This is a genomic window from Ochrobactrum sp. C6C9 (assembly GCF_022627935.1).
In the GTDB taxonomy this organism is placed as follows: Bacteria; Pseudomonadota; Alphaproteobacteria; order Rhizobiales; family Rhizobiaceae; genus Brucella; species Brucella teleogrylli.
Map to the genome: position 1 here is coordinate 1 of NZ_JABXGB010000004.1, position 17,389 is coordinate 17,389.

Genomic DNA, 17,389 nt, shown 5'->3' on the forward strand with positions numbered 1-17,389 from the left:
TTACGACGGTGCAGTACCATTTCTACCGGATGCGCGACAACGGCTTGCTTGATCTTATCAATGAAATGCTGGTTGCGGTGACACGGCTGGCGGAAGGCCGCAAGGCGGAGCCGACAGCCGCTATTATCGATAGCCAGTCGGTCAAGACGACGGAATCTGGCGGTCCACGAGGCTATGATGCTGGCAAAAAGATCAAAGGGCGCAAGCGCCATATCGTGACCGATATGACGGGCAATATGCTGGAAGGCATCGTGCATGGTGCCGACGTTCAGGACCGGGACGGTGCACCTGATCTGATCAATCGCACCTGTGACAACTATCCCACCGTGGCGAAACTCTTTGCCGATGGCGGATATGCTGGCGAAAAGCTGACAACTGCTGTGGCACATCTCAAAGCGCTGGCAATTGAAATCGTCAAGCGATCCGATCAGGCCAAAGGTTTTGTAGTTTTGCCCAAACGGTGGATCGTCGAGCGAACCTTCGCCTGGCTCAACCGCTGCCGCCGTCTGGCAAAAGATTGGGAGGCTTCAATTGCATCCGCAGAGGCATGGATGTTCATCTCGTCAATCAGGCGAATGACACGGCGTATCGCAAGGCTCGAATTTTGAGTCGGGCACTTAGACCCAAGAAACTGGGAAAATACTATCTGCCATTCAATTTTATCGAATGTATTCGCCCTAGCGGGTTACTTATAATCTCCCACTTTCTGTAGTCTTGACAGTTTTCCATTTCCGGCTCTACCTTGAATTCACGCTCAAGCTTAATGCTGAAGCGAGGGGAGGAATTCATGACTAAAGGTTCAATTATTAATGGGCTGGGTCTAGGTTCAATTTCGCGACGCCAGTTTCTAACGACCAGCGCGGCTGGAGCAGGCGCTCTGCTTTTGCCGTCCTTACCGTCTTTTGCAGCGGACAAACCCAAAATCGGGCTTGTCATGAAGTCGCTTGCAAACGAGTTTTTCAAGCAAATGCAGGCCGGTGCTGAAGATTATGCGGCCAAGAATACGGACAAGTTTACCTTTGCCGCTGTTGGCATGAAAGACGAACGAGATTTCGCCGCCCAGGTTGATGCGGTTGAAAACTTCATCACGCAGCAGTTCAATGTGATCGTTCTGGCGCCGGCCGATTCCAAGGCTATGGTCACACCGGTGAAGAAGGCGCTGGAAGCTGGCATCAAGGTCATCAATATCGACGTGGCGCTTGATGAAGAGGCGAAGAAGCAGGCCGGTGTCGATCTGGCATTTTTCGGACCCGACAATCGCGAAGGCGCAAAGCTGTCCGGCATGGCACTTGCCAAGGAACTCGGCAAGGGCGGTAAGGTGGTTATCCTCGAAGGTAATCCCGAGGCCGACAATGCCAAGGAGCGCAAGAAGGGTTTCGATGATGCTGTGGCCGAAGGCGGCTTGACACTGTTGGATTCCAAGACCGCGCATTGGGAGACAGAAGAAGCCAACACACTCATGACGAATTTCCTTACACAATATCAGGATATTCAGGGCGTTATGGCAGCCAATGACTCAATGGCGCTGGGCGTTGTGAAGGCGCTTGATGCAGCAGGCAAGTCAGGCCAGATCAAAGTCGTTGGTTTCGACAATATTGCCGCCGTACAGCCACTGATCAAGGACGGCAAGATGCTGGCCACGATCGACCAGTTCGGCGCGCAGATGGCGGCAATGGGCATCGATTATGGCCTTAAGGAACTGGCGGGAGAAAAATTCTCAGGCTGGGTCAAGACGGATATCAAGCTGATTACCGCCAAGGACCTTTAGGAACTCGCAAGATAGCGAGGCCGCATCGGATGCACTCCGTTGCGGCCTTCCGTCACTCCAACAGGCAGGAATAGTATGCAGTCAGCCGACGCGATCTTGAAGCTTGAAAACGTCGGCAAAGTCTTTCCGGGCGTAACTGCTCTGGAGGGTATCAATCTACAACTGTTGCGCGGCGAAACGCATATTATTCTGGGTGAAAACGGCGCTGGCAAGTCAACGCTCATCAAACTGCTTGCCGGTATCTATCAGCCGGACGCTGGCGAGATTGTTCTGAATGATCAGCCCTATCGGCCCAAGACGCCGCATGATGCGCAAGTTCAGGGCATTCGTATTGTTCATCAGGAACTCAATTTACTTCCACACCTTTCCATAGCGGAAAACCTGATGTTGGAAAGGCTCCCGCGACGTTGCGGCATCTTGGATCGGGCTTCGCTCAACAGGCGTGCCGCTGAATTGCTGGACGAGGTTGGGCTGGCGTTAGATCCTCGCACACTTGTCTCCGAATTGGGCGTCGCGCAAATGCAATTGGTCGAAATTGCAAAGGCGCTTGGCTATGATAGCAAGCTTCTGGTCCTGGATGAGCCGACGGCGACACTGACACCGCCTGAAATTGAACGGCTCTTTGCCATTATCGGGAGAATGAAGGTCAGGGGTGTAACTATCATTTATATCTCGCACCGCCTGCATGAAGTCTTTGAAATTGGTGACCGGGTCACCGTTTTGCGCAACGGTCGTCTGGTTGAAACGCGCGCCTTTGAGGGGCTGAGCGTGCCCCATCTGGTCCGCATGATGATTGGGCGGGATATTGCAGACGAATATAGCTTCGACTCCACCATCGTGCCAGGTTCGGTTGCCCTCGAGGTCGAAAGCGTTACACGATCGACAACAGACCCTGCGGTCTCCTTTTCGGTGCGCGAGGGCGAAATTCTGGGTGTGGCAGGTCTGGTAGGATCGGGCCGCACGGAGATCATGCGCGCGATCTTCGGTGCTGATCCCAAAGGCGGGGGACAAATCCGTGTGGACGGCAAGCCGGTAAATATTCGCAATCCCAAAGATGCTGTCAGAAATGGACTGGGTTTCCTGACCGAAGATCGTAAGGGGCAGGGGCTGATGCTGGATATGCCTGTAGACATAAATGCGACGATCACCGATTTGAAGAAAATCTCCCATGGCGGATTGCTGGACAAAGGCGAAGAAAAGAAATCCGTTATGGAACTGGTTGAGCAATTGCGGATCAAAACGGCCTCCATAGGCACATCGGTGCGCAATTTGTCTGGTGGTAACCAGCAAAAGGTGGTGCTTGCAAAATGGCTGTTTCGCGGTTCCTCAACATTGATCCTGGATGAACCGACGCGGGGCGTCGATGTCGGTGCCAGACGCGAAATCTATCAATTACTCTGGATGCTGGCCGCAAATCAAAAAGCAATCATTATGGTCTCTTCGGATTTGCCTGAACTCATTGGCATGTGTCACCGCATTATCGTGTTCTCCAATGGCAAGCTGGTAGGAGAACTGCGTCGGTCGCAATTTGATCAGGAGCGTATTCTCTCGCTTGCCTATCAGGAGCATGTTCAATGACAGCTAAGCCCTCTGTGCCCGAGAGATCCGCAGCAGCGGACCGACAGAAGTTGAAACGCTTCTTGCTGCGTGACGCTGGCGTTTTTCTAGCTCTTTTACTGATCACGCTGGTGTTTTCTTTCACCGCGCCTTATTTCGCCACGCCCGGCAACGCGTTGAAGATTTTCGTCCAGATCGCCATTAATACGGTTCTCGCGGCGGGGATGACTTTCGTCATCCTGACCGGCGGCATTGATCTCTCCGTTGGCTCGGTGCTCGCGCTTTGCACGGTCATAGGTGCGCTCATCATGACATCAGGTCTGGAACCCGGATTATCGATACCGCTTGCCGTGCTGGCTTGCATCGCAGTTGGTGGGTTTTGTGGCTACATCAACGGTAAGGTGTCGACCTTCTGGAAGATTCCGTCCTTCATTGTGACGCTCGGTATGTTGAATATAGCCGCTGGTGCAGCGCGCGTGGTGTCCAACAACTCCACCATTACGGGACTGCCGCAAGGCTTCGTCGATTTCGGTAATCTGATCATCGGCGGCTTTCTGCCCTCAATCTTTCTGGTGGCAGTGGCGGTCATTTTTGCAGGCTGGTTCATACTGCGGTTTACTGTTTTCGGTCGCATGATCTACGCCGTTGGGGCCAATGATGAGGCGGTCCGTCTGTCGGGGCATAATCCCGACACGTATAAGATTGCTGCGTTTGTCATCTCGGGTGTCACCGCAGGTATCGCCGCGATCGTCTATTTGCTGCGCTTGAATATTGGCAGCCCGATCGCCGGTATCGGCTATGAACTGAACGCGATTGCGGCAGTCATTATCGGCGGGACCAGTCTCTTTGGGGGAAAAGGCTCGATCGTCGGCACACTGGCGGGCGCCTGTATTCTGCAAGTTCTGGCGACCGGCCTGCAATTGCTCGGCATCGGCGATAATTACAAGCCAATCATCATTGGCGCGGTGATCATACTTGCTGTGATTGTCGATACCTATCGCGAAAGATTGCTGCGGCGCATCCATTGATGCGCCGCCGTGAAAGAAAGACCTGGCGTCACCTTATTGGTGGACGCCGCCTTCATTTAAGGAAACTTCGCTCCTGGTCCGGCTTTCCCATAAGCCGATACCAAAAAGCACGGCGGTTGTAAGCCATCCCAGCGTGAGAAGATCGGCGCTCTGTGCGAACGGCGCAATGAGAGCCAACAAAACGACCCCTCCGATATGGGACAGGGGGAGGCGACCGTAAACGACATATTTGTAGATCGCGCTGCCAATCAGGTAGATAGCAGGACCGACTGCGATGACGACAATTTGCGCCACGCTGGCATGACCTGCGGGATGCTCCATGGCAAGATCGTTGCCCACAGCGCTCACGATGATGCCGAAAATCAATATGGCGTGGATGTAGTGGAAATAGGCACCGATCTTTCCCGGATCACGGGCCTGCGTAATGCGGGCGGTCGCATCCTTGCTCGACGTCCCGAAATAGAGCCACCACATGGCGATGGTGCCGAGAAAGGTCGCAAGCATGGCGGACAGTTCGGCAATGTTCCAGTTTTCCGCGCCTGCAAGGGTGGCGCCCGTTGCTAGAAGACTTTCGCCCAGCGCCACGATGACAAAGAGCTGGCAACGCTCGGCGAGGTGCCCACCTTCGATCGTCCAATCGCTGACGTGTGAGCGGCCCATTCCCAGCAAGGCAAAGCCGATCATTGGCGAAACATATTCGCAAAGCGCTGCCACGATCCAAAGCGCCAGCCGGGCTTCCCCTTCCGCAACGGCTCCACCGATCCAGAAGCAGGCTGAAAGGGTAAGCCAACCCAGCATGCGCCGGTAATTGGCTGCCAGCGGATGACCCCGCCCCAATTGCCAGACGATAAAGCTGGTTCGTCCAAGCTGCATCGCGACATAGCACCCGGCGAATATCAGGCCGCCTGCGCCAAAAGCGTCCGGGATTGAGGCGGCCATGACCAGCGCCAGCGCCATGCAGCCGAACAGAACAAGGCGAATTTTCAGCTGTTCGGGGTTAAACCAGTTGGTGACCCAGCACGTATATTGCCAGCCGAGCCAGACCGCGAACCAAAGCACCAGCGTTTCAAGCGCGCTCCACGCGGTCAGATGATGAAGCAGCGCGTGGCTGAGTTGAGTGACCGCGAAGACGTAAACGAGATCGAAGAAAAGCTCTTCATAGGTGACATGCGCATGATGACCGTCTCGCAGGCGCAAAAGAGGATGAACTGATTCGCTCATGGATTATTCCTTGGTGTGTCGAGCATCAGATAGTAGGCGCCAAAAACTTGGCTGGTGCGGGGGGACGATGAAAGGATTATCTGCTGACCTCCGTAATGAAGTATTGGCCCCGCTTACACTCACACTGATCGGCATAAGCTGCGCCGTGAAAATCACCCTCTGGGCGCGTACGGGCTGCGGTGCGACAAATCAAATCTGGCTGAAAAGGAGAGATACGCGAGGCGAGCAGTCCCATTCCTGGTTACCATCAATATAGACGTGACCGTTTTCCTATCTTTCGAAACGGCACCGGGACTCTCGATCTTATCGTAAGCTTATGCAGGCTGGGAATACTTAAGACAGTGCTTATCTGGTAATGATACGGTTACATGGCCGCCAAACAGATGTTTTGGCAGGCCCACTTCATTGCAGTGTCTGTCAGAACGTACGAGCGAAACCCTTCAGCGGTTGGAAAAGCAGAGACAGTTGGGAAAAGGCGTCGCCGCTTAGTTAAGCGTGGGCTTTTGATTATGGCGGACCTTCAGTCCCGCCGCTTCTGCGGCTTTGATAAATGACGCCCGGGCAGTATTTGGCAGCCCCTCCATATCCGCGAGGCAGCCTGCAATGCGTCCTGATATTCCTCGCCCTGGGCGCCTTCCGGCCAATAGTTTAAAAGGCATTCCGACGCCATCGGCGTATTCGTCACGACCTGATACTTCCCGAAGCCGTAGAGCTGAATATCAACGGGTTCTCCCCAAGCCATCGCGGTCTCCCAGTAAAAGATGCCCTGCCTTGAGGTGGTAAGGTAGGGCTGACGTCAGCTTGGCAAGTGTCGTTCGAACGGCAGCTGGCGCCAATACAAGTTCGGGCTCCCTAACCTGGCGCGTACATTTTTGTTCCTTGTGTCGCTGCGCTTGCAAGCTTTGGGATCGAAACACCCTTTCGCAAGAACGGAATTGCGGCGCGAACGAGAAGGGGCGGACAACGCCTGCACCTGGAATCCGGTTGGTTTATTTCAGACAATTGATATCGCGTCATGATCGACTAATATGAATTAATCTTTTTGGAATGGGCGGATAAGATGGAAAGTCATCAAGATCAAACTGGCGATGAGCGGCTCGTTGGTTCGACCGGCGGTATACGTCGATTCACGTTGTCCGTCACAGCAGCAGCCCGGCCGCAATTTAGCGATACGGAACTCGACATCCGCGATTGGCTGGCTGCGATTGTCGACGGTTCTGATGACGCCATCATCAGCAAGAACTTGGAAGGAATCATCAAGAGCTGGAACAGGGGCGCACAGCGCCTTTTCGGCTATCAGGCGGAAGAAGTCATTGGCAAACCGGTGACAATTCTCATTCCAGACGACCGGTTGGGTGAAGAGCCGGCTATTCTGGCCGCGATACGCAATGGCAACCGGGTCGACCATTTTGAAACAATCCGGAAGCGAAAAGACGGAACGCTGATCGATATTTCGTTGACGATTTCACCCATTCGCAATGCGAATGGCGTGATTGTTGGGGCTTCGAAGATCGCGCGCGACATTACAGAACGTCTGCAGGCACAAAAGCAGCAGCTGCTCCTGATGGGCGAGATGCAGCATCGTGTGAAAAACCTTTTCGCACTGGCGAACGGAATCGTTTCGCTGAGCGCAAGATCGACCACGCAGGTTGATGAACTCCGCGAGACCGTCCAGGCGCGCCTAGCCGCGCTTGCGCGGGCGCATGAACTGACAATGCCGGCATGGGAAGAGGCCGAAATGACGGTTTCTTCGGTGCCGCTTCAGACTCTGTTACGCACCATTCTAGAACCCTATGATGAGCAGAGTATTCGCATTTCCGGGGCTGATCCTGCAATCTCGGGCAAGTCGCTGACAAATCTGTCGCTGCTTTTGCATGAACTGGCGACGAACGCCGCCAAGCATGGCGCACTGGCGGTAACAGGGGGCCAGCTTTTGGTCAGCGTAGAAGAAACACAGGAAGCTGTCGTCGTTCATTGGCTGGAAACGGGCAATGAACATCATAACGATCAACCAAGCGAAGGATTCGGAACGCGACTTGAAAAGGCGCTGGTCTCAGCCCTTGCGGCCCAACTTGATCGGGCGTGGACGGACAACACGCTCGAAATATCAATCGCCTTGCCTAACACACCTGTTGAATAGCCTGCCCTCCGGCTGACTGGAGAAGGCATGTACCATGCGCGGCTGGACGTGTTCAGCCGCTGATACTCGGCTGTTTGTTCGATTTCATTGATAGCGACGGTCGGGTCTCAGAAAATTTGAACATGCAGGAACAAAGGCAATCGCTTGCGGTTGGGTTGGCTGTCATTTGCCAATGACCAAAGGAGCACGTGATATGCCAGGTCGATACCAAAACGAAGATCGCGACGACTATTATAACGAACCCTACCGGGACCGTGATTATGAAAGCCGTGGCGGAAACTACCGCGACTATGACGAACGCTATCCGGGTGATTATCGTTCGCGCGGCTATAGCGATGACGAGGAACGCTTCGCATATAATTCTCCGCAAAGAGAATCTTTTGCGCGCGATAGCCGCTATGAGCGTCACGGCGCACGCAATGAGCCGATGAAGTCCTCAAGCGGCACAGGAATGCATCGCGGAAAGGGACCGAAGGGTTACACCCGCACGGACGAGCGCATCAAGGAAGATGTCTCTGACGCCTTGATGGAAGATGCAGATCTTGATGCCTCCGACATTGAGGTCAGCGTCAAGAAGGGCGAAGTCATCTTGCAGGGACAAGTCGCAACCCGACAGGATAAACGCCGCGCTGAGGATTGCGCCGAAGCATGTGCGGGCGTGGCGGATGTTCAAAACAACATCAAGGTCCGCTCGGCCACGGCGCCATCCGCCAAGGGTACAGCATAATCGAAACCGGAAGACTCGCGGCTGCGGGAATGCAGCTGGAGAAGAGCTCTTGCAGCTCAATGCGCCACTGCGCGCAAAATTCATACAATCAGGAGGATAAAATGCCACGTAATATGCCAGAACGTGACGATCAGGGCCGCCTTGTCAGTGACGATGACCGCAGCAGAGGCGGCGGTCGTCGCCACTATGCCGAAAGCCGCCGTGATGACGATTATCGCAGGTCCAGTCATTACGACGATGACGACAGGGGACGCAGCCACGGCGGCTGGTTTGGCGATCCGCAAGGACACGCTGAAGCCGCCCGCCGTGGCTGGGACGAACGCCGCGACGACAGGGATTATGACGATCGTCGCCGCTATTCCAGCCGCAATGATGATTTCGACGACCGTCGTTCCAGTCGCTATGACGACGATGATCGTGGTCGTGGCTGGTACGGTGACTCTCGCGGGCATGCAGAAGCCGCCCGCCGGGGCTGGGACGAACGGCGCGATGACCGTGATGACGGCCGACGCAGCTATTCCAGTCGCGATGATGACCGCCGTTACGCAAGCCGTGACGATGACCAGCGTTCCACTGGTCGGGGCCATGGCGGGTGGTTCGGCGATCCAGAAGGTCATTCCGAAGCGTCGCGGCGCGGTTGGGATGATCGCCGCGATTACGAATATGATGATCGTCGCAGGCGTTAATGTTCCAAAGTTGGTAGGGGCGACCATCTGGTCGCCCTTATCCGTCCGTGCAGCTTGTAAAAGTCCGAATAGTTGACGTAATAGTAAGTTGAAGAATTTTTGAATTCTATCTACGGGTGCAAAGAAAGCGGCGCGGAAAAATAATGAATAACCGCATCCTTTTGTACGGATGAGCTTTTCTTGACTCACATATTAAGTGATCAGGGAATGATATCTTTATTAGAATGAATATGGTTTGCTGGTTATGTCGAAGCCGGGAGCCAGACATGCCATTTTTTAATGAAGCGAGCCGCATCTATAATCAAATTGAAGTCGACTTCCTGAGAAGTTGTTATACTCACGCGGCTATAATGCTAGAAGAAAGTGACCGGGGATATTCGGGGCGCGATTTGGCGTCGTTGACACTGTTGCTTTATGACAGCGGCCTTCGCGATCATAATTATATTACCGAACTGGCCGCCCGGCTCGCCAACAAGAAATTCATGGATCGCCGTCAGAAATCGATGGCGGCAAATTCAAATCTTCAGGGAACAAACTCAAGCGCAGGCGGTTAGGCTCACCGATCTAGAATTGGTGTCAGTCCCGCTCGAACATTGCTTGCCAGGCTGTCACCAGCCTTGCCTTTCGCCCCCGCCGAGGCAGGGCATCTTTTTGGGAGGCTGCCATGGCTTGGGGTGAACCTGTTGACGTTGAATTGTTCGGAACGGGCAAACACTGCGCGGTCACGAACACGGCGATGGCTGCGGAATATCTTCTTGAAGAATGGCCGCATGAGGCCCGCGGTGCGGAATTCTGGCGCGCCATCGAGAACTGTCTTGCCGACCTTGAGAACAAGCCCAACACAGCCAGAGAGTGCTTCATTGCCGCTATCAAGGCTGCGGATGAGTCTGCACGTCCTCCAGCACTGCCAGCGTGAACATCCGAGGGTACGGTTCATCGGATGGATGGCGCGAAGCAACACTTGGAGTGTTCGAACGCTAAGCGCCTGCCCCGGCGATGTTGGGAGACGCCGCCGGGGCAAATAACACTGACGGCGCACCGGGAACATCTGGGCCAACGTGGGGTTTGGTTGCCGAGGTAGATCAAAAATGGACAAGGACGGACACAAAACGAGCGAAGGATCCCGCATACGCGGTGCTATCCAGAAGGGACAAACCGGTGACAAGGCGCCTGGATTTGATCCGGCTGCAGCGCCTTTCGAAACGGATTCCGAAGCGGGCGGCAGTTCCTCTCCGGGGCGCGATCATGAACAATCACCAGACAGTATGAAGCACGACAGCAATGCCTCCAGTCACGCTTCGGCCCTGAGTCAGTGGGAGAAGGATAGAAAGCGAACTGTGCAGCCATTCTTAGTGGCGCTGGTGATCCTGCTAGTGATTATAGTGGCGCTTATCCTGATTTGGGGCCGCTGATCGGCAAGGCTACACCTCCAACCTCAACGCCAGGCGTCTATCAGTTCCTCTGTGGAAACCAGTTCCAGTTGTTCACTGAAGCGCTGGTGGCAAAGCGACATGATCGCGTCATGCGTTTGGTCGGAAACGCTGCAGATTGCATCATGAACCATAATGACGCGATATCCACGATCCACGGCACCCAGCAGAGTAGCGAGTACGCAAAGGTCCGTTTCCGCACCGGTGATAACGAGTGTATGAATGCGCTTATTGACCAGATAGGTTTGGAGATGGCCTTCTGTCCATGGCGAATAGACTGTCTTGTCGAGTACGGCAGCGGGGGGCACAAAATCCTTCAACGGGTCCACAAGCTGAATTAGCGCAGGATCGATATGGGTCAGCGTGAGCGCTTCCCATTTTCGGTAGTAATCGACCCAGATACCTACCGCATTCTCGGGGCGCTTTGGCGGGATAAAGCGCGTGAATATGGTGTTGTCACGCTGGACGGTGCAGATATCGATGATCCGTGGCAAAATCTGTTCTACCCACGGAACGAACCATGGCGAGTTTGGTCCAAACAGATTCTGCATGTCGATACAAAGATGCACGGAGCCGGGCTGGAGCTTACCCCGCAAAAGACCCGTTTCTACAGGCATGAGATGCGATGCAATGAGGGCGGCGGGACGACAAGATCGCTTTTCATCGAAATCCCCATCTGCGTTTCGAAAAGACAAACCTCAGGATTTTGGATCGGCTGAGGCCGGTGTCGATGGCGTTGTCACGGCAACCGGATCGCTTGCCGGAAAACTGTCCTTCAAACCTTTTTCAAGGCGCTGATTTTCATCATCTCGTTGCGGGGGCGTGGTTGCCCGCCCCAATTCTATCTCGACCGTCTTTATCGCCTGCGACAGACAGTTTGCCGCCTGCTCGAGTTGTTCATTTCGTTCTGACGAACCGCTGGGCGTAAGTTGAACTGTAATTTTCTCTTCCGCTTCGCCGACAAATTCCACGACTACTGGCGTTTCATCGCTGCGAACATTGATCGTCAGAATATTCATGTCACGCTCCTCGAATTGGTTGGTCCTAACCCGCCGCGCTCCGCGTTGTTCCATGCCTGCCGAAAAAATGTACGGTAACGTACCAATTGCAGTTGCGTCGGAACCAATAGCTTCGAGAGGCCTTATCTCACCGGGTGGGCAGGAGGAGTTACCATGTCATCCAATCCCGATTTCGAAGATGAGTTGCTGAAACTTTTACCCGCGCTCCATCAGTTTGCGCGAACCATGTGTCGCCAATCCACCGATGTGGACGATCTGGTTCAGGAGACAGTGGTGAAGGCGCTCAAGAACCAGGATAAATATGTGCCGTTTGGGCCGCTGAAGTCCTGGCTCTTCACCATCATGAAGAACACTTTCTGCAGCAAAATCAAGCGAGCGCAGCGCGAGGATGTCATGCAGGAGTGGGACGGGCCCACCATCGGTCCGTCGCAAGACTGGGCCATGGAATTGCAGGATGTCGGGCGCGCCTATGACAGGTTATCGCCACTTCACCGGAACGTCATCGAACTGGTGATTTTTAATGGTTTGAGCTATGAGCACGCCGCCACAAAAGCGGGCTGCACCATCGGCACCATCAAAAGCCGGCTCAACAGAGCAAGAACACAGCTTGAAGGCGATTTGAGTTCCGCCGGCAAGCATTGAATAAGAACTTGCCTGCTCGATGGGCCGGGTTCTGCTTCTTCATCAAAGCGCCTCCACGAAGTTGGGATGGCGGCTATTTCGGAACCAAGCGTTCTTCTGGTTGTTGTCCCTGGGTGAGGGACCCAGAAGAGGTGCATGTATGTCATTTCCCAGCCAAGACGCCATGGCGAACAAGCTTTTGGCTTTGCTCCCGCCTGACGATTATGCTGCGATCATCCGTGAAACCGTGCATGTCGATCTTCCGCGAGGTGTCATTATTGCGGAAAAAGGCCGGTCAATCACAAAAGTCTATTTTATGACATCCGGCATCGGCTCCATTGTGGTGACGACCGCCGAAGGTCACCGGGCCGAGGCGGGGCTGTTTGGATTTGACGGTTATGTGCCGACCTCGGCAATTGCCGGTGTTGAAACAAGCTCTTACGATGTCTTCATACAGGTCGCAGGCGAAGCGTACGAAATACCCTATGACCGGTTTCGTCATTGGATGGCCAGTAGCTGCAATTTTTCCAATATCATGATCCGGTCAATAGAAGCCTTTTCGGTTCAACTGGCCCACACTGCGGCTTCCAACGCCATTCACGATGTTCCTCAACGCCTCGCGCGCTGGTTATTGATGTGTGACGATCGGATATCTGGCAGCGAAATCGCCCTGACCCATGAATTCATGTCTATCATGCTTGCGGTCCGGCGACCAAGCGTGACCACTTCGCTCCATATATTGGAGGGGCTGGGGCTGATCAAATCCGTGCGCGGAGCGGTTATCATTCGCAGCCGCCGAGAATTGGAGCAATATGCGCGGGATGCTTACGGCTGGCCGGAAAAAGAGTATTCACGTCTGATGGGCAGTTTTGACCGCGCCCGTTCCGATCCGGTCTAACCGCTCAGACCAAAAAGACGACGATATTCCTCTTCCGGTTTGCCGTAGGCTTCACCGGCAAAATCCTCCAAACCCTTTCGATCACGAACCGTAATACGGCCTCTTTCGGATATGATCAGCTTTTTCCCTTCCAGCACGTGCAGGCCGGTCGTGATGCTGGGACGTCTGACGCCGAGCATCAACGCGATGAAATCGTGGGTGAGCACGATTTCATCCCCGTCGGTCCGGTCGTGAGACATCAAAAGCCAGCGAGCCAGACGTTCGTGAATATGCAGATTCACATTCGCCCAGACTGTGTAGGATAATTGCGAGGCGAAGGTCTGAATGTAACGAGCCAGCAAATTGGCGAACAAGCTGTTGCGGTTGATTTCCGCCCGCGCCGAGCCGATTTCGATCCGATGGCCAGAACCACTGACCTGCATGACGACCTCATGGATACTGGTCGTTGCGCCAACGGCCGCCGATGTGGGCGAAAATCCCTCGCGACCGAACATGCCCGCTTCCACCATTGGACCTTTATCAGACACGGTGATGACCGATCCGATGCCTTCGCAGAGAAAGTAAATATAATCGATAGGTTGGTCAGCTTTAACGAGTACCTGTCCACGTTCCAGGGTAACAGGCTCCAATAAAGTTTGAATTTGATTGTAGATGTCTGGCGGAAGGCTTTTTAACAGGCGGTTTTTCACTGTATTTCTGTCGTACATCTTGTTTTTCTTCGGGCAGAGTACGAGCGCCTCGCCGTCACGCTCCCAATCCTCTTTGACGGTTTTAAGTCTATAACACTTTGATCCGGCAAATGATTTTTGGTACGCTAGCGGACAATTCCGGCAAAGCCAGCCAATCAGGAGCCACTTTCGGGAAAGCCGCTTTGTTGAGATGTACTTCAAAACGAGCAGCTTTGCAGAAATGGGACTTAGAAGGGGAGTCCGATAGTGGCAACAGGCGGCCTGAAGAACGGAGACCGCGGGAAAGCTATATGGTCTGTACGTTAGCAGACCCTTTAATACGCGGCTGAGAAGTAGGCGCATAATGGTTTTTTAATGGAGGCAGACATGCCATTATTCCACGAAGCAAGCCGCATTTACAGTCAGGTCGAGGTCGACTTCATGCGCAGTTGTTATACATTGGCGGCGATCATCCTCGAAGAGAGTGATCATGAATATTCGGGCCGGGATTTGGCGTCATCCATCCTGCTTCTCTATGATAGCGGGCTGCGGGACCAGAACTATATTGTAGAGCTTTCTGCCCGGCTCTCGCACAAGAAGTACGCAGATCGTCATCAGCCGAACACTGGGGTAGCAAATTCTAATGCACGCCAAGGGGTCATTGCGGATGACACCTAACTGTGCTTGTTTTCAAAGGAACCGCTTTCGGCTTGAAAACACCGGCGCTAAAGGCCTTCATGAACAATAATGATGCTGTGCGCATGTTTCTGAACCGCAGCGCTGTAGAGATCGCTCCGCAACTGATTGGCTGGACGTTTCGCGTCGGCGAAGTCGGCGGTCTGATTGTCGAAACTGAAGCCTATTGCAGAACTGACCCGGCCTCTCACAGTTTCTCTGGTCCGACGCGCCGAAACGCCTCCATGTTTGGACGTCCGGGCAGCGCCTATGTTTATCGGATATATGGCCTGCATTGGTGCATGAACATTGTCTGCGCTGATGCATCTGCCGTACTCCTGCGGGCAATTGAGCCGCGACAGGGCATACCGCTCATGCAGGAACGGCGAGGTATGACGGACCTTAAGCAGCTTTGTTCGGGGCCGGCGAAGCTTGCCCAGGCTTTGGCAATTTCCGGCGAGTTGGATGGGGCTGCGCTCGATGCCGCCCCGTTTTTGCTTTCGGCGCCTGAACAGCCATGCACTGTGGATTGCGGTCCGCGCATCGGTATCAGTCGAGCAGTTGAGAAGCCCTGGCGCTTCTGGTTGCGAGGGTCCGGTTTTGTCAGCGGGCCAAAATCGCGTTTGAATGCCCCGAAAGTCTCGCCGTAACGGTCCCGGAAACTTAGCAAAGTTGTCTTGGCGCGCCTGATTTAAAAGACAAGCGCAGGCGGCAGTTTGGAACAAACCCCAATTCGCAAGGTTAGGACGCAAGCTCCTGTCACTCCAAGTGGCTCACAACCGTTGAAAAAGGGGAAGCGAACCATGCCCGCGAGCAAAAGGCCGAGCGCCGAAGACAAGCCGATTACAATCCACGACCAGAAGCTTTTTCCCGGCAACAGTGGCGATCTTCACCAGATTGCGACTGACGATGTTCCGGTCATGACGACATCTCAGGGCGGGCCGGTATCAGACGATCTGAATACGCTTAAAATCGGCGAATCCGGCCCAACGCTGATCGAGGATTTCCATTTTCGGGAAAAGATTTTTCATTTTGACCATGAACGCATACCGGAACGTGTCGTCCATGCGAGAGGTTATGGCGCGCACGGGTATTTTGAGACCACCCGGTCGATCTCCGAATATACGCGCGCCGATATATTCCAGCGCGTTGGCGAGAAAACACCGGTCTTCGTCCGCTTTTCCACGGTTGCGGGTTCAAAAGGCTCGTTCGATCTCGCCCGTGACGTGCGCGGTTTTGCGGTCAAGTTTTACACCAAGGAAGGCAATTGGGATCTCGTCGGCAACAATATTCCAGTCTTCTTCATTCAGGATGCGATACGCTTCCCTGACATCATTCATGCCGTGAAGGAAGAGCCGGATCGCGCTTTTCCGCAGGCACAATCCGCTCACGATAATTTCTGGGATTTCATCAGCCTGACGCCGGAATCCATGCACATGATCATGTGGATCATGTCGGACCGCGCAATCCCACGCTCGTTTCGCTTCATGGAAGGGTTCGGTGTCCATACGTTCCGCTTCGTGAACGAGGACAATCAATCGACATTCGTCAAATTTCTCTGGAAACCGAAGCTCGGACTGCAATCGGTCGTCTGGAACGAGGCTGTGAAGATCAATGGGGCCGATCCGGATTTTCACCGGCGCGATCTCTGGACTGCCATTCAAACCGGTAACTTCCCGGAATGGGAATTGTGCGTGCAACTCTTCGATCAGGAATTTGCCGACAGCTTCGATTTCGACGTGCTGGATCCGACCAAGCTGATACCCGAAGAAATTCTCCAGCCGATTTCGGTCGGTCGGCTGGTCCTTGACCGCATGCCGGAGAACTTTTTCGCGGAGACCGAGCAGGTTGCCTTCATGACGCAGAATGTGCCGCCCGGCATTGATTTCTCAAACGATCCTTTGCTTCAGGGGCGCAATTTTTCCTATCTAGATACGCAGTTAAAGCGGCTCGGTGGACCGAATTTCACCCAGCTTCCCATCAACGCGCCCAAATGTCCGTTTGCGCATTTTCAGCAGGACGGGCATATGGCGATGCGCAATCCAGACAGCCGGGCCAATTATCAGCCCAATTCCTGGGGGAAGGGGCCGCGGCCCGATCCAGTCAACGGCTTCCGGTCTTTTGAGGCGCAGGAAAGCGGTGAAAAAGTACGTTTGCGCCCGGAGAGTTTTAACGATCATTATAGCCAGGCTCGCCAATTCTATCTGAGCCAGACATCGGTTGAGCAAAGACATATTGCGATGGCGTTGACCTTCGAACTGTCGAAAGTAGAAACGCCCATTATCCGCGAACGGATGGTCTCGCATTTGATGAATATTGAAGAGGGGCTGGCAAACGAGGTCGCGGAGAGGCTTGGCATCCGCACAATGCCAAAGCCTGCCGATGCTCTTGCACCCGTTCGCCAGGATCTCCCTCTGTCGCCAGCGCTCAGCATTATTGAAAATGGTCCCTCAAGCTTCAAGGGCCGCAAGATCGGCGTTCTTGTGGCGAATGGGACGGATATGGAACTGATTGAAGCGATCCGTGAAGCGGCTGTGACAGAAGGAGCGGTGATAGAACTTGTCTCTCCAACAGTTGGCGGTTTTGAGACCTCTGCTGGCGAATGGATCGTGGCCCATCATATGATTGATGGTGGCCCCTCTGTTGTGTTTGACGCCGTTGCCCTTGTCCTGGCAGAAGAGGCGGCCAATAGATTGACCGGAGAAGCTGCAGCGCGTGATTTCGTGGCCGATGCTTTTGCGCATTGCAAGTTCATCGGGTTCAATTCCGGGGCCCTTCCGCTCCTTGCAAAGGCGGGCATAGCGCCGGATGCCGATAAGGGCCTTCTTTCCATCGACAGTGCGACTTCGATTCCGACTTTTGTCGAAGCTTGCCGCAAGCTCAGGTTCTGGCCACGCGAAGAGGCCGTAAAACTGTAACCAAGTGCCTTGCCCGTTTGTCCGCTAATGCCA

Annotated in this window: 20 protein-coding genes; 15 read left to right on the forward strand and 5 right to left on the reverse strand. The window is 54.2% G+C overall.

What is annotated here, in order from left to right; genetic code table 11:
- The 4 genes from HWD97_RS03875 to HWD97_RS03890 all read left to right on the forward strand — a co-directional run.
- A partial coding sequence (locus tag HWD97_RS03875) for an IS5 family transposase (RefSeq protein ID WP_371834744.1) occupies positions 1 to 608 on the forward strand: 608 nt, incomplete at its 5' end.
- 179 nt (positions 609 to 787) lie between these two features.
- Positions 788 to 1,768, forward strand: a complete 981-nt coding sequence (locus HWD97_RS03880) for a sugar ABC transporter substrate-binding protein (RefSeq protein ID WP_371834745.1) — start codon at positions 788 to 790, stop codon at positions 1,766 to 1,768.
- Between the two features lie 75 nt (positions 1,769 to 1,843).
- Positions 1,844 to 3,346 carry a sugar ABC transporter ATP-binding protein gene (locus tag HWD97_RS03885; protein WP_371834746.1) on the forward strand — a complete coding sequence of 501 codons (1,503 nt, stop codon included), beginning with the start codon at positions 1,844 to 1,846 and terminating at the stop codon, positions 3,344 to 3,346.
- On the forward strand, positions 3,343 to 4,353 hold the full coding sequence (locus HWD97_RS03890; protein ID WP_109365590.1) for an ABC transporter permease: 1,011 nt from the start codon (positions 3,343 to 3,345) through the stop codon (positions 4,351 to 4,353). Before HWD97_RS03885 ends, HWD97_RS03890 begins: the two co-directional genes overlap by 4 nt.
- 33 nt (positions 4,354 to 4,386) lie before the next feature.
- On the opposite strand, the gene HWD97_RS03895 is transcribed toward HWD97_RS03890, so the two are convergent.
- Positions 4,387 to 5,574, reverse strand: coding sequence for a low temperature requirement protein A (locus tag HWD97_RS03895; protein WP_109365591.1), 1,188 nt, complete (start codon positions 5,572 to 5,574; stop codon positions 4,387 to 4,389).
- A gap of 520 nt (positions 5,575 to 6,094) precedes the next feature.
- On the reverse strand, positions 6,095 to 6,316 hold the full coding sequence (locus HWD97_RS03900) for a DUF982 domain-containing protein (RefSeq protein ID WP_342210473.1): 222 nt from the start codon (positions 6,314 to 6,316) through the stop codon (positions 6,095 to 6,097).
- 318 nt (positions 6,317 to 6,634) lie between these two features.
- On the opposite strand from HWD97_RS03900, the gene HWD97_RS03905 reads away from it, so the two are divergent.
- The 6 genes from HWD97_RS03905 (at position 6,635) to HWD97_RS03930 (ending at position 10,539) form a co-directional block, all read left to right on the forward strand.
- Positions 6,635 to 7,714 carry a PAS domain S-box protein gene (locus HWD97_RS03905; protein ID WP_109365592.1) on the forward strand — a complete coding sequence of 360 codons (1,080 nt, stop codon included), beginning with the start codon at positions 6,635 to 6,637 and terminating at the stop codon, positions 7,712 to 7,714.
- A gap of 193 nt (positions 7,715 to 7,907) precedes the next feature.
- Complete coding sequence (locus tag HWD97_RS03910; RefSeq protein ID WP_371834747.1) at positions 7,908 to 8,441, forward strand: BON domain-containing protein; 534 nt, start codon at positions 7,908 to 7,910, stop codon at positions 8,439 to 8,441.
- A gap of 101 nt (positions 8,442 to 8,542) precedes the next feature.
- On the forward strand, positions 8,543 to 9,127 hold the full coding sequence (locus HWD97_RS03915; RefSeq protein ID WP_147438014.1) for a hypothetical protein: 585 nt from the start codon (positions 8,543 to 8,545) through the stop codon (positions 9,125 to 9,127).
- A gap of 266 nt (positions 9,128 to 9,393) precedes the next feature.
- On the forward strand, positions 9,394 to 9,681 hold the full coding sequence (locus HWD97_RS03920; RefSeq protein ID WP_109365594.1) for a hypothetical protein: 288 nt from the start codon (positions 9,394 to 9,396) through the stop codon (positions 9,679 to 9,681).
- A gap of 110 nt (positions 9,682 to 9,791) precedes the next feature.
- Positions 9,792 to 10,043, forward strand: coding sequence for a DUF982 domain-containing protein (locus HWD97_RS03925; RefSeq protein ID WP_109365595.1), 252 nt, complete (start codon positions 9,792 to 9,794; stop codon positions 10,041 to 10,043).
- A 172-nt stretch (positions 10,044 to 10,215) separates the two neighbouring features.
- Positions 10,216 to 10,539, forward strand: a complete 324-nt coding sequence (locus tag HWD97_RS03930; protein ID WP_109365596.1) for a hypothetical protein — start codon at positions 10,216 to 10,218, stop codon at positions 10,537 to 10,539.
- 23 nt (positions 10,540 to 10,562) lie between these two features.
- Here the strand turns inward: HWD97_RS03930 and HWD97_RS03935 are convergent, their stop codons facing one another.
- Both HWD97_RS03935 and HWD97_RS03940 read right to left on the reverse strand, forming a co-directional pair.
- Positions 10,563 to 11,174, reverse strand: a complete 612-nt coding sequence (locus tag HWD97_RS03935) for a cysteine hydrolase family protein (RefSeq protein ID WP_109365597.1) — start codon at positions 11,172 to 11,174, stop codon at positions 10,563 to 10,565.
- An 81-nt stretch (positions 11,175 to 11,255) separates the two neighbouring features.
- Entirely contained in the window at positions 11,256 to 11,576 is a 321-nt protein-coding gene (locus tag HWD97_RS03940) for a hypothetical protein (protein WP_109365598.1), read from the reverse strand.
- Between the two features lie 153 nt (positions 11,577 to 11,729).
- On the opposite strand from HWD97_RS03940, the gene HWD97_RS03945 reads away from it, so the two are divergent.
- Both HWD97_RS03945 and HWD97_RS03950 read left to right on the forward strand, forming a co-directional pair.
- Entirely contained in the window at positions 11,730 to 12,218 is a 489-nt protein-coding gene (locus HWD97_RS03945) for a sigma-70 family RNA polymerase sigma factor (RefSeq protein ID WP_109365599.1), read from the forward strand.
- Between the two features lie 139 nt (positions 12,219 to 12,357).
- Positions 12,358 to 13,095 (forward strand): Crp/Fnr family transcriptional regulator, encoded by a 738-nt coding sequence (locus tag HWD97_RS03950; protein ID WP_109365600.1) that lies wholly within the window; start codon positions 12,358 to 12,360, stop codon positions 13,093 to 13,095.
- On the opposite strand, the gene HWD97_RS03955 is transcribed toward HWD97_RS03950, so the two are convergent.
- Positions 13,092 to 13,802, reverse strand: a complete 711-nt coding sequence (locus HWD97_RS03955; RefSeq protein ID WP_109365601.1) for a Crp/Fnr family transcriptional regulator — start codon at positions 13,800 to 13,802, stop codon at positions 13,092 to 13,094. The two genes, HWD97_RS03950 and HWD97_RS03955, sit on opposite strands and share 4 nt — an antisense overlap.
- Before the next feature lie 348 nt (positions 13,803 to 14,150).
- Between HWD97_RS03955 and HWD97_RS03960 the strand changes: the two genes are divergently transcribed.
- The 3 genes from HWD97_RS03960 to HWD97_RS03970 all read left to right on the forward strand — a co-directional run bounded on the left by HWD97_RS03960 (position 14,151) and on the right by HWD97_RS03970 (position 17,356).
- Complete coding sequence (locus HWD97_RS03960) at positions 14,151 to 14,441, forward strand: hypothetical protein (protein WP_109366384.1); 291 nt, start codon at positions 14,151 to 14,153, stop codon at positions 14,439 to 14,441.
- A gap of 59 nt (positions 14,442 to 14,500) precedes the next feature.
- Complete coding sequence (locus tag HWD97_RS03965; protein ID WP_109366385.1) at positions 14,501 to 15,088, forward strand: DNA-3-methyladenine glycosylase; 588 nt, start codon at positions 14,501 to 14,503, stop codon at positions 15,086 to 15,088.
- Between the two features lie 153 nt (positions 15,089 to 15,241).
- Positions 15,242 to 17,356, forward strand: coding sequence for a catalase (locus HWD97_RS03970; protein ID WP_319080427.1), 2,115 nt, complete (start codon positions 15,242 to 15,244; stop codon positions 17,354 to 17,356).
- Positions 17,357 to 17,389 lie beyond the last annotated feature (33 nt).

Bases quoted from the DNA above. Each gene is read 5' to 3' on its own strand.
- HWD97_RS03910 (WP_371834747.1), top strand. From the start codon at position 7,908: ATGCCAGGTCGATACCAAAACGAAGATCGCGACGACTATTATAACGAA.
- HWD97_RS03955 (WP_109365601.1), bottom strand. From the start codon at position 13,802: ATGTACGACAGAAATACAGTGAAAAACCGCCTGTTAAAAAGCCTTCCG.
- HWD97_RS03895 (WP_109365591.1), bottom strand. From the start codon at position 5,574: ATGAGCGAATCAGTTCATCCTCTTTTGCGCCTGCGAGACGGTCATCAT.
- HWD97_RS03920 (WP_109365594.1), top strand. From the start codon at position 9,394: ATGCCATTTTTTAATGAAGCGAGCCGCATCTATAATCAAATTGAAGTC.
- HWD97_RS03945 (WP_109365599.1), top strand. From the start codon at position 11,730: ATGTCATCCAATCCCGATTTCGAAGATGAGTTGCTGAAACTTTTACCC.
- HWD97_RS03915 (WP_147438014.1), top strand. From the start codon at position 8,543: ATGCCACGTAATATGCCAGAACGTGACGATCAGGGCCGCCTTGTCAGT.
- HWD97_RS03930 (WP_109365596.1), top strand. From the start codon at position 10,216: ATGGACAAGGACGGACACAAAACGAGCGAAGGATCCCGCATACGCGGT.
- HWD97_RS03960 (WP_109366384.1), top strand. From the start codon at position 14,151: ATGCCATTATTCCACGAAGCAAGCCGCATTTACAGTCAGGTCGAGGTC.
- HWD97_RS03950 (WP_109365600.1), top strand. From the start codon at position 12,358: ATGTCATTTCCCAGCCAAGACGCCATGGCGAACAAGCTTTTGGCTTTG.
- HWD97_RS03900 (WP_342210473.1), bottom strand. From the start codon at position 6,316: ATGGCTTGGGGAGAACCCGTTGATATTCAGCTCTACGGCTTCGGGAAG.
- HWD97_RS03925 (WP_109365595.1), top strand. From the start codon at position 9,792: ATGGCTTGGGGTGAACCTGTTGACGTTGAATTGTTCGGAACGGGCAAA.
- HWD97_RS03970 (WP_319080427.1), top strand. From the start codon at position 15,242: ATGCCCGCGAGCAAAAGGCCGAGCGCCGAAGACAAGCCGATTACAATC.
- HWD97_RS03965 (WP_109366385.1), top strand. From the start codon at position 14,501: ATGAACAATAATGATGCTGTGCGCATGTTTCTGAACCGCAGCGCTGTA.
- HWD97_RS03905 (WP_109365592.1), top strand. From the start codon at position 6,635: ATGGAAAGTCATCAAGATCAAACTGGCGATGAGCGGCTCGTTGGTTCG.
- HWD97_RS03880 (WP_371834745.1), top strand. From the start codon at position 788: ATGACTAAAGGTTCAATTATTAATGGGCTGGGTCTAGGTTCAATTTCG.
- HWD97_RS03940 (WP_109365598.1), bottom strand. From the start codon at position 11,576: ATGAATATTCTGACGATCAATGTTCGCAGCGATGAAACGCCAGTAGTC.
- HWD97_RS03935 (WP_109365597.1), bottom strand. From the start codon at position 11,174: ATGCCTGTAGAAACGGGTCTTTTGCGGGGTAAGCTCCAGCCCGGCTCC.
- HWD97_RS03890 (WP_109365590.1), top strand. From the start codon at position 3,343: ATGACAGCTAAGCCCTCTGTGCCCGAGAGATCCGCAGCAGCGGACCGA.
- HWD97_RS03885 (WP_371834746.1), top strand. From the start codon at position 1,844: ATGCAGTCAGCCGACGCGATCTTGAAGCTTGAAAACGTCGGCAAAGTC.